The following is a 13,872-nucleotide window of genomic DNA, read 5'->3' as shown; positions in this document are numbered from 1 at the left end:
CACAGGTGGGACACCGGTGGAAAAGGGAGCAGCATGGACCGTTTTTTGAGTATCGAGGCATTTGTCCGCGTGGCCGAGACGAGCAGTTTCGCCGAGGCCGCGCGGCAATTGGGCGTGACGAGTTCGGTCATCACGAACCGCATCCAGCAGCTCGAGAAGTTCGTCAACGCGCCGCTCTTTCACCGCAGCACGCGCCACGTGCGGCTCTCCGAAGTGGGCGAGACCTTCTATCGCGAGTGCGCTGAAGTCGTGGGGCGCGTGAACGAACTGACCGACCAGATGCGCGAACTGCGCGCGACGCCCACGGGCCGCCTGCGCATCCAGATCCTGCCCGGCTACGCGTTGAGCCACTTCGCCACGCCGCTCGCCGAATTCAACCGGCGCTATCCCGGCATCCAGCTCGATGTGATCGTCAACGACCGCGTGGTCGATCCGATCGAAGAGGGCTTCGACGTCGCTTTCCAGATCTTTCCCCCCATCTCCGATTCGCTGATCGAGCGCCGGCTTTTCACCGTGCGGCGCCTGTTTTGCGCGGCGCCCGGCTATTTGCGCGAGCATGGCGCACCGCAGCATCCCCGCGAGCTATTGCAGCACACCACGGCGCTTTATTCGGGTTATCCCTCACGTAACCGCTGGGTGATGAGGAATGGCGACGAGGTGGTCGAGATGGAGCTGCCCGGCATGATCCGCTCGAATTCGGTCCATCTGCTGCGCGACTACGCGCTCACGGGCGGCGGCGTCGTGTGCCTGCCCACGCTCGTCGCGAGCGCGGCGCTGCTCGACGGCTCGCTCGTGCCGATCCTGACCGACTACGTGCTCTCGCCGCTGAGCTTCGCGGCCGTCTATCCCGCAACGCAGCGACAGGCGCTGAAGGTGAAGGCGCTCGTCGAATTTCTCGCCGACTGGCTGGGCCCCGAGCCCGCATGGGACCTGCCGCTCATCGAGCGCGGCTGGGTGAGCTAGCCGCGCCTGCACGCCGATTATTCGCGAAGCGCGAATACGGTAATCGCCTCGGGGCCGGTTGTTGCCACCCCATTGGCCTCCTAAAGTTGAATCCAACGACAACGTGTTCCGATCAACGGATTCAACTCAAGGAGACAGCAATGACCGAGACGTCATTTCAAACCGTCTTCGGCTCGCTCGATGGCTACCGCAAGGGCGAGATCGAAATCACGAGCGGCAGTGCCAGCCACTACGTCTTTTCCAACGTATTCGAAGTCGCTTCGAAGTCGGCACCTTATGAAAAGGTCGTGGCCGGCAAGAACCTCGAATACGTGATCGAGGTGCTGCGCACCGAAGGGCAATCGGCATGGTTCGCCTGTGCGCACGATGAGTTCGTGATCCTGATGGATGGCGAAGTCCGCATCGACTTCATCAAGCTCGACAATCCGCCGAAGAACGGCACGGGCACCGTATCGGCCGGCGAGCATCCGCAAGGCCGTGCGATGGGCCATGTCGTGCTGCGCCGCGGTCATCAGGCGCTGCTGCCCGCGGGCTGCGCGTACCGCTTCAGCGCACCGAAGCCCGGCGTGGCGCTCGTGCAGACGATGGTAGGCGAGCTCTCCGTGCAGAAGTGGGCCGACATCTGCCTGCATTGACGCGCGCAGAACAGATCACTGAACAGGAGACAAGACATCATGGCATCCCTCGACGACACCCTTCACACGGCCGGCTTCGCCGCCGACGCGGTCAAGGCCAGCGAACCCGACACCGTGACCGGCTATCGCCGCTTCACGCTCGGCGCATTCGAATTCCAGCGCGACGAATACTTCGTCAAGATCAACTGGCCCGCGAAAGGCCAGATGCGCACCCACGCGATTCCCGCCGACGCCTTCCTGCGCGCGATGATGCGCGACGTTGCCTGGGGCTTCTTCTACGGCTGGGTCAACTTCGACCACGTGTTCGGCACGCGCAATCACTACGGCAAGGTCGACGTGTACGCGGGGTGCTTCAACGGCATCATGAAGGAAGCGGGCGTCGATTATATGGAGACGTTCGAAACGCCCACGATCATGGCGACCTTCAAGGCCATCCTGCACGACTGGACCAATGAAGGCTTCGACCCGTTTGCGGCGCCCGCGGAAACGGGCAGTGCCTATGGCCGCAAGCACGGCGAGAACGGCGCCGCGATCGAGCGCACGCGTATCGCAACGCGCCGCATGCCGGGCCTCGAAGGCGATTCGCCGCTGCGCGACGATCTGCCCGTGAACCGCGCATTCGCCGACGTGGTCCAGGACGAGCCCGAAGTGCACTGCGAGCCCGGCTTCGAGGGCGAGCTCCATGCGTTCAATCTGTTCAAGTACCTGTCGCGCTCGGACGTCACGTGGAATCCCTCGGTGACATCGGTCTGCGGCCAGAGCCTGTTCTGCCCGACCACCGAGGAATTCATCCTGCCGGTCTTTCACGGCAACGACCGCGTCGAATGGTTCCTGCAGCTCTCCGACGAAATCGTCTGGGACATCGGCGACAAGAACACGGGCGCGCCGCGCGCCCGCATCACGATGCGCGCGGGCGACATCTGCGCGATGCCGGCCGATATTCGCCATCAAGGCTATTCGACCAAGCGCTCGATGCTGCTGGTGTGGGAGAACGCCACGCCGAATCTGCCCAAGCGCTACGAGAGCGGCGAGCTCAAGCCCTATCCGGTCGAATTCTGAATGGTCGAATCTCGAGCGCACGATTGCGTGCGTCGCTCGCCCGCATTAATCAAGGATTGCTAATGAATACCCAACTCTTCATCGACGGCCGCTTCACCGATGCCGTCGAAGGCGGCACGATCGACGTGCTCAATCCGCACGACGGCTCGCTGATCGCGAAGATTGCCGCGGCCACGGCCGCCGATGTCGATCTCGCCGTGGACGGCGCGGCCCGTGCGTTTCCGAAGTGGGCGGCCATGCCCGCCGCCGAGCGCGGGCGCCTGCTGCTGCGTCTCGCCGATGCCATCGAGGCGAACGCCGAGGAGCTCGCGCAACTCGAATCGCTCGACACGGGCCATCCGATCCGCGACTCGCGCGCGCTCGACGTGCCGCGTACGGCCGGCTGCTTCCGCTACTTCGGCGGCATGGCCGACAAGCTGCAAGGCTCGGTGATTCCTGTCGAAACGGGCTTTCTCAACTACGTGCAGCGCGCGCCCATCGGCGTGGTGGGGCAGATCGTGCCGTGGAATTTTCCGCTCATGTTCACGAGCTGGAAGATGGGCCCGGCGCTAGCGGCCGGCAACACGGTCGTGCTCAAGCCTTCCGAGATCACGCCGCTTTCCACGCTGCGCATCGTCGAGCTGATGGCCGAGGTGGGCTTTCCCGCGGGCGTCGTGAACGTCGTCGCGGGCTATGGGCACACGGCGGGGCAGCGGCTCGCCGAGCATCCGGGCGTGGGCAAGATCGCGTTCACAGGCTCGACGGCGACGGGGCGGCGCATCGTCGAGGCCTCGCAGGGCAATCTCAAGCGCGTGCAGCTCGAACTGGGCGGCAAGGGCGCGAACATCGTATTCGAAGACGCCGATCTCGACGCCGCCATCAACGGCGCGGCCTGGGCGATCTTCCACAACCAGGGGCAGGCGTGCATTGCGGGCTCGCGCCTGATCCTGCACGAGCGCATCGCCGATGCATTCCTCGAACGTTTCATTGCGCTCGCAACGTCCATACGCGTGGGCAATCCGCTCGATCCCGACACGGAGATGGGGCCGCTCACTTCGAAGCAGCACCAGGAGCGCGTGCTGGCCTTCGTCGACGTGGCGCGCGGAGAAGGCGGGCGCGTGCTCGCGGGCGGTACAGGCCCGCAAGATGCGGCGCTCGCGAACGGCTATTACGTGCGGCCCACCGTGGTCGAAGCGGCGACGCCCAACGACCGCGTCGCGCAGGAGGAAGTGTTCGGCCCGTTCGTGACGGTGCTGCGGTTTCGCAACGACGAAGAGGCGCTCGCCATCGCCAACGGCACGGCCTATGGCCTCGGCAGCGGCCTGTGGACGCGCGATCTCTCGCGCGCGCACCGGATGGCCGCGCAGATCCATGCCGGCATGTGCTGGATCAACTGCTACAAGCGTGTGAATCCGGGCAGCCCGTTCGGCGGCGTGGGACAGTCGGGCTATGGCCGCGAGATGGGCTTCGAGGCGATGCACGATTACACCGAAGCGCGCTCGGTCTGGGTCAACGTCGACGGCAACGTGCCGCCGCATTTCAAGCGCTGAGGCCCGCATGAAACCGTTCGTCTATCAGGGAACGCCTTCGCGCGTGGTGTTCGCGTGGGGCGCGCTCGCCACGCTGCCCGAGGAAGTCGAGCGGTTGGGCGCGCGCCGCACGCTGATCCTCTCGACGCCCGAGCAGCGCGCGCTCGCAGACCAGGTCGCGCAGGTGCTGGGCGCGCGCGCGGCGGGCGTGCACGCGCAGGCCGTGATGCACGTGCCCGTGGAAGTGGCGCGCGCCGCACGCGACGCGGCGGCGGCGCTCGACGCGGACTGCTGCGTGGCCGTGGGCGGCGGCTCGACCATCGGGCTCGGCAAGGCCATCGCGCTCGAATCATCGCTGCCCATCGTCGCCGTGCCCACGACCTACGCGGGCTCCGAGATGACGCCGATCTACGGCCTCACCGAAGGCCGTTTGAAGCGCACCGGGCGCGATCTGCGCGTGCTGCCGCGCACCGTGATCTACGACCCGTCGCTCACGCTCTCGCTGCCGGCGGCGATCTCGGCGGCATCGGGCATCAACGCCATGGCGCACGCGGTGGAAGCGCTCTATGCCGAGGACGCGAACCCGGTCATCAGCCTGATGGCCGAGGAATCGATTCGCGCACTCGGCGAGGCACTTCCCATCATCGTTCGCAGACCTGACGATGCGGCGATGCGCGGCCGCGCGCTGTACGGCGCATGGCTCGCGGGCACGTGCCTGGGCGCGGTGGGCATGGCGCTGCACCACAAGTTGTGCCATACGCTGGGCGGCACCTTCAATCTGCCGCACGCGCAGACCCACGCGGCCATGCTCCCGCACACGGCTCACTACAACCACACGGCGGCGCCCGAGGCGCTCACGCGCGTGGCGCGCGCGCTCGGTGGCAGCGCGGCGTCCGAGGCGGGCGCGTTGCTGTTCGCGCTCAATCGCGCGCTCGATATTCCCGTGGCGCTCGCCGAAATCGGCATGCCGGAGCAGGGGCTCGACGAGGCCGCCGATCTCGCGTGCCAGAACCCGTATGCCAATCCGCGCCCCGTCGAGCGCGAGGCCATTCGCGCGTTGCTGCAACGGGCGTGGCAGGGCGCGGCGCCGGCCTGAACGGCGACGCCCTCGTAAAGCACAAGATTGGGAGTCCAAACCATGGCGCGCTATTTTGCGATCTTTGCCACCGACAAGCCCGGCATGCGCACGCTGCGCGAGCGCATTCGCCCCGTGCATCGAAGCTGGCTGCGCAACGCCGCGCAGCACGGCGTGTTCGTGCGCCTCGGCGGCTCCACGCTCGCGCCGCAATGCGACGCGATGAACGGCACGCTGCTCGTGATCGAGGCCGAGGGCATCGACGACGTGATGTCGTTCATGAGCCACGACCCGTACATGCAGGCGGGACTGTTCGAGCGGGTCGAGGTCCGTCCATGGGACTGGAGCCTCGGCAACCCCGAGCGGAGGATCTGAGCGATGAGCGCATTGCGCCTGGGCCGCCGCTTGTGCCGCGTTACAGAGGTGCCGGACGGCGGCGCGCGCGTCGTCGACGAGGGCCCCGCGGGCAAGCCCGTCGTGATCGTACGGCGCGGCGAGCGCGTGTGGGCGTATGCCAACCGCTGCCCGCATTTCTCCGTGCCGCTCGATTTCGAGCCGGGGCTGATTTCCTGCTACCGCGCCCAGGTGCTGATGTGCGCGCATCACAGCGCGCTGTTCCGCTTCGAGGACGGCCATTGCATCGAAGGCCCGTGCGCGGGGGCGGCGCTCGACGGGGTTAGCGTCGGGATCGATGCCGCGGGGTGGGTGGTGGGGTGAGGGGCAGGTCGCTCGTCGCGGGAAGACTTGCTTTTACTGCGCCCGATGCTGAAATAGCCCTTACTGGGCGCTTTTTCGGGCCTCGTCGCGCGCCTGGTGCTTCGTTTCGATTTCAGACGCACGCAACTGGAACGCCTTGCCGTCGAACGTGTAGTAATACGTCCCGTGCCCGGCGCTTTCATTGCGGCTGCCCCTCACCACGAGCAGGCAGCTATTGGCGTGGTACGAAAGCGGCTCGGTGACTTCGAGGGGCCAGTCGGATACCGTGAACGGTAGCGAAGTCACGCGACCGGTTTTCGCGTCGATCGCCGCCGCCATGACACAGCCGGAACCGCAGCCCCATGTCGCCAGAATGTAATGCCCGGCGAAATCGATCGGCCCCTTGGCCGCATCGCGGATGACGGTTTGATACTGCCGTTCGACGGCGTCGCTGAACTTCACGCGTGGCGTGGCGCGCTTGTGCTCAATCGTGACGCTGCAATCGTCGAATGTCGGCACATGCTGCGCGTAAGCGGAGTTGGCAAGCACGCCAGCAACAAGCGCGGCAACGAGAGGAATGGGGATGCGCATCGATCAATACCAGTGGTGACTTTGCCAGAACACTTTCGCGGCATGCGCCGAATGATAGCGACCATAAATATAGCGGATGCCGCCCTGGCATTCTTCCTGCGCATTGCCGAACGAAGCGGCGCCGCGCGGGTTCAGGCTGTACTGCGCCGCCAGTAACTGGAACAGACCGCGCGCCGTGGAGGTCCCGTTTTGGGCATTGACGACGCCGGCCGATTCCTGCGCCATGATCCAGAGCAGGTCGTGGAAGTCCGACTCGGAGACATTCTCTGCGCGCATGGCGTCACGCAATGCACTTTGCACGTGGAACGGTACGACGTTAGCCGGCTTTTCCGTCCAGCCTTGCTTGCGTCGTTTCACAGGGCGATGAGCGTGGGTGTGCGAGCCTGACATCCTGAATTCTCCGTGTTTGATCGGGCGAATAGGATAATCGGCAGCACGGGAGGCACGGTCTGCTCTTCGTCAAAGGCGATGCCGGTTTTCGGACTGCCGAGACCTTATGCCTCCACCACCGCCTGCGGCGTACTCCGGAAACTGATCGCCATACGGTTATACGTATTCATCAGCCCAATGGCGATGGTGAGATCGACAAGCTCGCGTTCCTCGAACACCGCACGCGCTTCCTCATAGGCCGCGTCGGGCACGCCGGTCTGCGCGACGAGCGTGACCGACTCGGCCCATGCCAGCGCGGCACGCTCGCGCGCATTGAACAGCGGGCCGCCTTCGCGCCATGCCTGCACCAGCGCCAGCTTTTCCACTTTCACGCCATTTTTCAGCAGGTCGCGCGTGTGCATGTCGAGGCAATAGGCGCAGTTGTTGATCTGAGAGACGCGCAGATAGACCAGATCGACGAGCACGGGCGCGAGCCCGCTTTGCATCACATAGCCGTAGACACCGCCGAGGGATTTGGCGCCCGCGGGGGCGATCTGGTTGTAGTCGAGACGTTTGCTCACGTGTTGCTCCTGTTTTGCGGATGGGGTTGGGCTTTGCGACAGGGAGGATTGTGACCGCGCGCTGGGCCACAAGAAAGCACCAGAAACGAACATTCTTTATGTACCATGAGCGGATGCCCCAGCCGCTGAAAATCGAACTCGACCGCTCCGCGAAGACGCCGCTCGCCGAACAGATCCGCACGGCCATCAGCGCCGCCATCGAGGGCGGGGTGCTGGCGCCCGGCGCTCGTTTGCCCTCATGGCTCGACCTCGCCGCGCAACTGGGCGTCGCGCGGGGCACGGTACGCCTCGCCTACGACCGGCTCTCCGACGCGCAGTTGATCGTCGCTTCGCGGGCGGCCGGAACGCGCGTGGCGGACCGGCCGCCCGCGCGGCCCGAAGCTCAGGAGCACAGCGATCCGGGCTCGTTCATGGAGATGTACCAGCAGCTCACTTCGGGCCCGGCCATCTTCCAGATGGGCGTGCCCGCGCAGGAGACGCTACCCGCGAGGCTTTTCACCAAGGTGCGCTCGTTCGCGCTGCGCGCGGAGTCGAGCGCCTTCGTGGGCTATCCCGATCCTCGGGGCGAGCTGGAATTGCGCCGGGAAATCGCCGCGTATCTGGCGATTGCGCGCGGCATGGCCTGCTCGCCCGCGCAGATCATCGTCACGAGCGGGTTCAGCGGCGGCCTCGGCCTCGCGCTGCGCGTGCTGGGCCTCGATGGGCAGAAGGCCTGGTTCGAAGATCCCGGGTTTCCGTTCACACGGCACGGTCTGGAGCTCGCGAGGCTGGCGCTCGTGCCGGTTCCCGTGGACGCGGACGGCATCGACGTCGATTACGGCTTGCGGCATGCGCCGGATGCGGCGCTGGCTCTCGTGACGCCCGGGCAGCAGGCGCCGCTAGGCTCGACGCTCTCGCTGGCAAGACGGCTGCAACTGCTCGGCTGGGCGGAGAAGCAGGGCGCCTGGATCATTGAGGATGACTATCTAAGTGAGCTGCAATTGTCCGCGCGCGCCGCGCCCGCGCTCGCATCGCTCGGTCAGCGCGTCATCCATATTGGTTCGTTTAGCAAAACGATCAGCCCGGCGCTGCGCCTCGGGTTCGTCGTCGCGCCTTTGCCGCTCGCGTCCCGGTTCGCGGAAGTCGCGGCCTGTCTCGCGCCCGCGCCGTGGCCTTCCGTGCAGCTCGCAACGGCTCAGTTCATGCGCGAGGGCCACTATATGCGCCATCTGCGCCGCCTGAAGCGTCTTTATTCGGCACAGCGTGACGGCTTGCTCAAATGCCTCGATGCGCTTGGCTTCGAGACCAAGTGCGCCGGTCTGGCCGTGCTCGTGCGCCTGCCCGATGGCGCGCCGGACGTCACCGTCTTCAGGGAATCGCTGGCGTTCGGGTTGGGCCCCGCACCGTTGTCGCCCTGGTATCTGTCTCCGGCCGGTGCACGCTCGGGGTTGTTGCTCGGTATTGCGACCGCGCCGGAGCGGAACCTGGCGAGAAACTGCGAGCGGTTGCAGGAAGTGATACGGCGCTACGGGTGAGCGCCGGGCTCGCAGGAATATCTCGATGAGCACGCGAGCGGCTTCCCTTGTCTCGCCGACGCATTTCTGCGCTTGATCCTGGCGTGAACCGCTAAGGAAAACCCTGGGTTACGCCGATTTCACGCGATTATTTCGTTCGTGGATCGAGAGCTTCGAGCCGCGCCTCGGGCATTCCTCAGGCATAAGCCGCGTCCTCCGGGAGCCACGCCTGGCGTGCCTTGCATGCGCTGGTATCAGTCTTGATGGGTATGATTGAGCTCGGTGTAAAAGGATTTCACGGCGAGAATATACCTGCAGAGTATGGAAACGGGAGCCTGAAAGTATTGGACGCTTCAATTGGCCGGCGCGTATAAATCCGTCCATGAACTCCACACCCGCAGCCTCCGCCATGACTCCAGCGACGATCGAACGTATCGAAACCTGCCTCATCGATCTGCCCACCATTCGCCCGCACAAACTCTCTGTCGCGACGATGTACGGCCAGACCCTGATGCTGGTGAAGGTGTATTGCAGCGACGGCGTGGTCGGTATCGGCGAGGGCACCACGATTGCCGGCATGGCCTACGGCCCGGAAAGTCCCGAAGCGATGAAGCTCGCGATCGATGCCTACCTTGCCCCCGCGATGATCGGCAAGGACGCCACGCGCATCCAGGCGCTGATGGCACATCTCGGCAAGCTCGTGAAGGTCAATCACTTTTCGAAGTGCGCGCTGGAAACCGCGCTGCTCGACGCGCACGGCAAGCGCCTCGGCGTGCCGGTGAGCGAGCTGCTCGGCGGCCGCCGTCGCGACCGGCTGCCGGTGGCGTGGACGCTGGCCTCGGGCGACACCGCGAAGGATATCGACGAAGCTGCGCAGATGCTCGACGTGCGCCGTCACAAGATCTTCAAGCTGAAGATCGGCGCGAAGGATCTCAAGACCGATATCCGCCACGTTGCCGAGATCAAGAAGGCGGTGGGCGATCGCGCGGCGGTGCGCGTCGACGTCAATATGGCGTGGAGTGAAACGCAGGCCGCGTGGGCGGTTCCGGCGCTGGCCGAGGCGGGCTGCGAACTGGTCGAGCAGCCCGTGGCTTCGGCGGCGGCGCTGGCGCGGCTGATGCGCCGCTTCCCGATCGCGCTGATGGCCGACGAGGTCCTGCAAGGCCCCGAAAGCGCGTTCGAGATTGCAAGGAACCACGGCGCCGACGTGTTTGCGATCAAGATCGAGCAAAGCGGCGGCCTGTTCGCCGCGCAACGCGTGGCGGCGATTGCCGACGCGGCCGGTATCGAGCTCTATGGCGGCACGATGCTCGAAGGCGCATTCAGCACGATTGCCTCCGCGCACCTGTTCGCGAGCTTTGCCAATCTCCAGTGGGGAACCGAATTGTTTGGACCCCTACTCATTACCGAAGAGATCCTGACCCGGCCGCTCGACTACAGCGATTTCGAGCTGACCGTGCCCGAGGGTCCCGGCCTCGGCATCGAGCTGGACGAAGCGAAGGTCAAGCGCTTCACGCGCGATGGGCTGATGAAAGTCACCCGTTAATTCAAACCGATTCGAAGGACGTAGACGATGCTATTCCACGTACGCATGGATGTGAACATCCCGGCCGACCTGCCCGTCGAGGTCGCCAACGAAATCAAGGCGCGCGAGAAGGCTTATTCGCAGGAGCTGCAGCGCAGCGGCAAGTGGCGTCATATCTGGCGTCTCGTGGGCGAGTACGCGAACTACAGCATTTTCGACGTGGAAAGCAACGCGGAGCTGCACGACATTCTCACCGCGTTGCCGCTGTTTCCGTACATGAAGATCGAGGTGACGCCGCTGTGCCGTCACCCGTCGTCGATCCATGACGGCGAGGCCTGAAAACCCGCTGAAACCCGATAGCACGTTGTAGCTGAGGGCGGCCACGCCCCGGAAGAATTTTCCCCGCAAATAACGAAGTGGAGACTTGACCATGAGCGCGAAGGTATTCGACACCCAGGAAGTCCAGGCCCTGCTGAAAGCAGCCACCCATATCGACGGCGCGAGCGGCAATGCCCGCTTCAAGCTGGTGCTCAATCGTCTGCTCGGCGATCTGTTCAAGGCCATCGACGATCTCGACATCACGCCCGATGAAGTGTGGGCCGGCATCAACTATCTGAACAAGCTCGGCAAGGATGGCGAAGCCGCGCTGCTCGCGGCGGGTCTTGGGCTGGAGAAGTACCTCGACATCCGCATGGACGCCGCGGACAAGGCCGCCGGCATCGAAGGCGGCACGCCGCGCACCATCGAAGGTCCGCTCTATGTGGCCGGCGCGCCGCTGCGCGACGGCGTCTCGAAGATCGACCTCAATCCCGACGCGCAAGCCGGTCCGCTCGTCATTCACGGCACCGTGACGGGCCCCGATGGCAAGCCGGTGGCGGGTGCCGTGGTGGAATGCTGGCACGCCAATTCGAAGGGCTTTTATTCGCACTTCGACCCGACGGGCGCGCAAAGCGACTTCAACCTGCGCGGCGCGGTGAAGACCGGCGCCGACGGCAAATACGAATTCCACACGCTGATGCCGGTGGGCTATGGTTGCCCTCCGCAGGGCGCGACCCAGCAGCTCCTGAACGAGATTGGCCGTCACGGCAACCGCCCGGCGCACGTGCACTTCTTCGTCACCAGCGACAGCCACCGCAAGCTCACGACGCAGTTCAACATCGAAGGCGATCCGCTGATCTGGGACGACTTCGCCTACGCCACGCGCGAGGAGCTGATTCCTCACGTCGTCGAAAAGACCGGCGGCACGGCGCTGGGCCTCAAGGCCGATGCGTACAAGGACATCGAGTTCAACTTCGCCCTGACCACGCTGGTGCAGGGCAAGGACAACCAGATCGTCAATCGTCCGCGCGCTGCCGCCACGGCGTAAGTTCACGCCACACCCGCAACGTCCGCCACGTCCCGCTACGGCGGGACCCCGCGAGCAACATCGATACCGATGCGCGAATCCTGTGCAGGGGCCAGCTCGCGTCTACGGAGAGGAAACATGTCCGCCATTAACGACCACGCCCACGAACTGGATCACCTGCTTGCCACCGCGGTACAGGATGACAAGGAGTCCGGAGTATTCCGCTGCCGCCGCGACATCTTCACCCATCCCGAACTGTTCGAACTGGAGATGAAGCACATCTTCGAGAGCAACTGGGTGTACCTCGCGCACGAGAGCCAGGTGCCGCAGAACAACGATTACTACACCACGTGGATCGGCCGTCAGCCCGTGGTCATCACGCGCGACAAGACCGGCGCGCTGAACGCGGTCATCAATGCCTGTGCGCACAAAGGTGCAATGCTGTGCCGGCGCAAGCACGGCAACAAGGGCAGCTTCACGTGCCCGTTCCACGGCTGGACGTTTTCGAACACGGGCAAGCTGCTCAAGGTGAAGGACGAGAAGACCACCGAATATCCGGTGCAGTTCAACACGCACGGCTCGCATGACCTGAAGAAAGTCGCACGGTTCGAGAACTATCGCGGCTTCCTGTTCGGCAGCCTCAATGCCGACGTCGCGCCGCTCGAAGATTACCTCGGCGAAGCGCGCGTGATCATCGACCAGATCGTGGACCAGGCGCCCGAGGGCATCGAAGTGCTGCGCGGCAATTCCTCGTATGTCTACGAAGGCAACTGGAAGATGCAGATGGAGAACGGCTGCGACGGCTACCACGTCAGCACCGTGCACTGGAACTACGCCGCCACGATGGGGCGCCGCAAGGAAGACGGCACGCAGGCCGTCGATGCGAATAGCTGGAGCAAGTCGGTGGCCGGCGTCTACGGCTTCGACCACGGCCACATCCTGCTGTGGACCCAGACGATGAACCCCGAAGTGCGGCCCGTTTATCGTCAGCGCGATGAAATCCGTGCGCGCGTGGGCGAGGTGAAGGCGGACTTCATCGTCAACCAGACGCGCAACCTCTGCCTCTATCCGAACGTGTTCCTGATGGACCAGTTCAGCACGCAGATTCGCGTCGTGCGGCCCATCAGCGTGGACAAAACCGAAGTGTCCATCTTCTGCTTCGCGCCGAAGGGCGAGAGCGCCACCGATCGCGCGACGCGCATCCGCCAGTACGAAGACTTCTTCAACGTCTCGGGCATGGGCACCGCCGACGATCTCGAAGAGTTCCGTGCTTGCCAGAACGGCTATGCCGGCATCACGGCGATGTGGAACGACCTCTCGCGTGGCGCGCCGCTCTGGGTCGAAGGCGCGGACGAGAACGCGAAGAAGATGGGGCTGAAGCCGCTCATTTCGGGCGAGCGCAGCGAAGACGAAGGGCTGTTCGTGTGCCAGCACGAATACTGGGTGCGCACGATGCGTGACGCGCTGAAAAAGGAACAGGAAGGAGTACCGGCATGAGCTTCGATTACCGGACGATCTGCGCCACGCTTTACCGCGAAGCGCGCCTGCTTGACGACCGCCAGTGGGACGAATGGCTCGCCTGCTACGCCGACGACGTCACGTACTGGATGCCGGCATGGGACGACGACGACCAGTTGACCGACGACCACGAAAGCCAGATCTCGTTGATGTACTACCCGGACAAGGGCGGCCTCGAGGATCGCGTATTCCGCATCAAGACCGAGCGCAGCGGCGCGTCGACGCCCGAGCCGCGCACGAGCCACAACGTCACGAACGTGGAAGTGCTGGCCGAGCGTGAGAACGAAGTGGACGTGCGCTACAACTTCAACACGCTGAGCCACCGTTACCGGGTGAACGACCAGTATTTCGGCACGATGTTCGTGACGCTGCGAAAAGTGGGCGACGAGTGGCTGATTGCCTGCAAGAAGATCGTGCTCAAGAACGACTATATCCGGCAGGTGCTCGACGTCTATCACGTTTGACGTCAAGCGGCCCAAAAGCCAAAAAAGTATCAGAGGCAGTAAAGGAGGTT

General features: G+C 64.6%; 16 protein-coding genes. 13 read left to right on the top strand and 3 right to left on the bottom strand.

The features are described from left to right. Nucleotides 1-33: 33 nt before the first annotated feature. From U5775_RS35755 to U5775_RS35725, 7 genes are all read left to right on the top strand, one after another. Nucleotides 34-963 carry a LysR family transcriptional regulator gene (locus U5775_RS35755; protein ID WP_322062855.1) on the top strand — a complete coding sequence of 310 codons (930 nt, stop codon included), beginning with the start codon at nucleotides 34-36 and terminating at the stop codon, nucleotides 961-963. A gap of 140 nt (nucleotides 964-1,103) precedes the next feature. Then, complete coding sequence (locus U5775_RS35750) at nucleotides 1,104-1,598, top strand: hydroxyquinol 1,2-dioxygenase (RefSeq protein WP_322062854.1); 495 nt, start codon at nucleotides 1,104-1,106, stop codon at nucleotides 1,596-1,598. A gap of 39 nt (nucleotides 1,599-1,637) precedes the next feature. Then, complete coding sequence (locus U5775_RS35745) at nucleotides 1,638-2,657, top strand: hydroxyquinol 1,2-dioxygenase (RefSeq protein WP_322062853.1); 1,020 nt, start codon at nucleotides 1,638-1,640, stop codon at nucleotides 2,655-2,657. Between the two features lie 62 nt (nucleotides 2,658-2,719). Continuing rightward, a complete protein-coding gene (locus U5775_RS35740; RefSeq protein ID WP_322062852.1) occupies nucleotides 2,720-4,186 on the top strand; it encodes an aldehyde dehydrogenase family protein in 1,467 nt (488 codons plus the stop codon). 7 nt (nucleotides 4,187-4,193) lie between these two features. Next, entirely contained in the window at nucleotides 4,194-5,261 is a 1,068-nt protein-coding gene (locus U5775_RS35735) for a maleylacetate reductase (protein WP_322062851.1), read from the top strand. A 42-nt stretch (nucleotides 5,262-5,303) separates the two neighbouring features. Continuing rightward, nucleotides 5,304-5,615, top strand: coding sequence for a YciI family protein (locus tag U5775_RS35730; protein ID WP_322062850.1), 312 nt, complete (start codon nucleotides 5,304-5,306; stop codon nucleotides 5,613-5,615). Between the two features lie 3 nt (nucleotides 5,616-5,618). Then, nucleotides 5,619-5,957 carry a Rieske (2Fe-2S) protein gene (locus U5775_RS35725; protein WP_322062849.1) on the top strand — a complete coding sequence of 113 codons (339 nt, stop codon included), beginning with the start codon at nucleotides 5,619-5,621 and terminating at the stop codon, nucleotides 5,955-5,957. A gap of 60 nt (nucleotides 5,958-6,017) precedes the next feature. On the opposite strand, the gene U5775_RS35720 is transcribed toward U5775_RS35725, so the two are convergent. The 3 genes from U5775_RS35720 to U5775_RS35710 all read right to left on the bottom strand — a co-directional run bounded on the left by U5775_RS35720 (nucleotide 6,018) and on the right by U5775_RS35710 (nucleotide 7,477). Next, nucleotides 6,018-6,527 (bottom strand): hypothetical protein, encoded by a 510-nt coding sequence (locus U5775_RS35720; RefSeq protein ID WP_322062848.1) that lies wholly within the window; start codon nucleotides 6,525-6,527, stop codon nucleotides 6,018-6,020. A 3-nt stretch (nucleotides 6,528-6,530) separates the two neighbouring features. Further along, a complete protein-coding gene (locus tag U5775_RS35715; protein WP_322062847.1) occupies nucleotides 6,531-6,917 on the bottom strand; it encodes a hypothetical protein in 387 nt (128 codons plus the stop codon). Nucleotides 6,918-7,021: 104 nt separating this feature from the next. Beyond that, nucleotides 7,022-7,477: a carboxymuconolactone decarboxylase family protein gene (locus U5775_RS35710; RefSeq protein ID WP_322062846.1), complete on the bottom strand. Its 456-nt coding sequence runs from the start codon at nucleotides 7,475-7,477 to the stop codon at nucleotides 7,022-7,024. Nucleotides 7,478-7,590: 113 nt separating this feature from the next. Between U5775_RS35710 and U5775_RS35705 the strand changes: the two genes are divergently transcribed. The 6 genes from U5775_RS35705 to benB all read left to right on the top strand — a co-directional run bounded on the left by U5775_RS35705 (nucleotide 7,591) and on the right by benB (nucleotide 13,822). Beyond that, complete coding sequence (locus U5775_RS35705) at nucleotides 7,591-8,991, top strand: PLP-dependent aminotransferase family protein (protein WP_322062845.1); 1,401 nt, start codon at nucleotides 7,591-7,593, stop codon at nucleotides 8,989-8,991. 388 nt (nucleotides 8,992-9,379) lie between these two features. Further along, a complete protein-coding gene (locus U5775_RS35700; RefSeq protein WP_322062844.1) occupies nucleotides 9,380-10,516 on the top strand; it encodes a muconate/chloromuconate family cycloisomerase in 1,137 nt (378 codons plus the stop codon). 27 nt (nucleotides 10,517-10,543) lie between these two features. Beyond that, nucleotides 10,544-10,834, top strand: coding sequence for a muconolactone Delta-isomerase (gene catC, locus U5775_RS35695; protein ID WP_322062843.1), 291 nt, complete (start codon nucleotides 10,544-10,546; stop codon nucleotides 10,832-10,834). Between the two features lie 91 nt (nucleotides 10,835-10,925). Continuing rightward, entirely contained in the window at nucleotides 10,926-11,861 is a 936-nt protein-coding gene (gene catA, locus U5775_RS35690) for a catechol 1,2-dioxygenase (RefSeq protein ID WP_322062842.1), read from the top strand. A gap of 117 nt (nucleotides 11,862-11,978) precedes the next feature. Continuing rightward, entirely contained in the window at nucleotides 11,979-13,337 is a 1,359-nt protein-coding gene (locus U5775_RS35685; RefSeq protein WP_322062841.1) for a Rieske 2Fe-2S domain-containing protein, read from the top strand. After that, nucleotides 13,334-13,822, top strand: coding sequence for a benzoate 1,2-dioxygenase small subunit (benB, locus tag U5775_RS35680; RefSeq protein ID WP_322062840.1), 489 nt, complete (start codon nucleotides 13,334-13,336; stop codon nucleotides 13,820-13,822). The genes U5775_RS35685 and benB overlap by 4 nt, the downstream gene beginning before the upstream one ends. Nucleotides 13,823-13,872 lie beyond the last annotated feature (50 nt).

Origin of the sequence: Paraburkholderia sp. J63 (genome assembly GCF_905220245.1) — a bacterium.
Taxonomy (GTDB): Bacteria; Pseudomonadota; Gammaproteobacteria; order Burkholderiales; family Burkholderiaceae; genus Paraburkholderia.
The sequence above is the reverse complement of the archived record's forward strand: the minus strand, read 5'-3'. Positions and strand labels throughout refer to the sequence as shown.

Bases quoted from the DNA above. Each gene is read 5' to 3' on its own strand.
- U5775_RS35715 (WP_322062847.1), bottom strand. From the start codon at position 6,917: ATGTCAGGCTCGCACACCCACGCTCATCGCCCTGTGAAACGACGCAAG.
- catA (WP_322062842.1), top strand. From the start codon at position 10,926: ATGAGCGCGAAGGTATTCGACACCCAGGAAGTCCAGGCCCTGCTGAAA.
- catC (WP_322062843.1), top strand. From the start codon at position 10,544: ATGCTATTCCACGTACGCATGGATGTGAACATCCCGGCCGACCTGCCC.
- U5775_RS35685 (WP_322062841.1), top strand. From the start codon at position 11,979: ATGTCCGCCATTAACGACCACGCCCACGAACTGGATCACCTGCTTGCC.
- U5775_RS35705 (WP_322062845.1), top strand. From the start codon at position 7,591: ATGCCCCAGCCGCTGAAAATCGAACTCGACCGCTCCGCGAAGACGCCG.
- U5775_RS35725 (WP_322062849.1), top strand. From the start codon at position 5,619: ATGAGCGCATTGCGCCTGGGCCGCCGCTTGTGCCGCGTTACAGAGGTG.
- U5775_RS35755 (WP_322062855.1), top strand. From the start codon at position 34: ATGGACCGTTTTTTGAGTATCGAGGCATTTGTCCGCGTGGCCGAGACG.
- U5775_RS35730 (WP_322062850.1), top strand. From the start codon at position 5,304: ATGGCGCGCTATTTTGCGATCTTTGCCACCGACAAGCCCGGCATGCGC.
- benB (WP_322062840.1), top strand. From the start codon at position 13,334: ATGAGCTTCGATTACCGGACGATCTGCGCCACGCTTTACCGCGAAGCG.
- U5775_RS35735 (WP_322062851.1), top strand. From the start codon at position 4,194: ATGAAACCGTTCGTCTATCAGGGAACGCCTTCGCGCGTGGTGTTCGCG.
- U5775_RS35700 (WP_322062844.1), top strand. From the start codon at position 9,380: ATGACTCCAGCGACGATCGAACGTATCGAAACCTGCCTCATCGATCTG.
- U5775_RS35745 (WP_322062853.1), top strand. From the start codon at position 1,638: ATGGCATCCCTCGACGACACCCTTCACACGGCCGGCTTCGCCGCCGAC.
- U5775_RS35740 (WP_322062852.1), top strand. From the start codon at position 2,720: ATGAATACCCAACTCTTCATCGACGGCCGCTTCACCGATGCCGTCGAA.
- U5775_RS35720 (WP_322062848.1), bottom strand. From the start codon at position 6,527: ATGCGCATCCCCATTCCTCTCGTTGCCGCGCTTGTTGCTGGCGTGCTT.
- U5775_RS35750 (WP_322062854.1), top strand. From the start codon at position 1,104: ATGACCGAGACGTCATTTCAAACCGTCTTCGGCTCGCTCGATGGCTAC.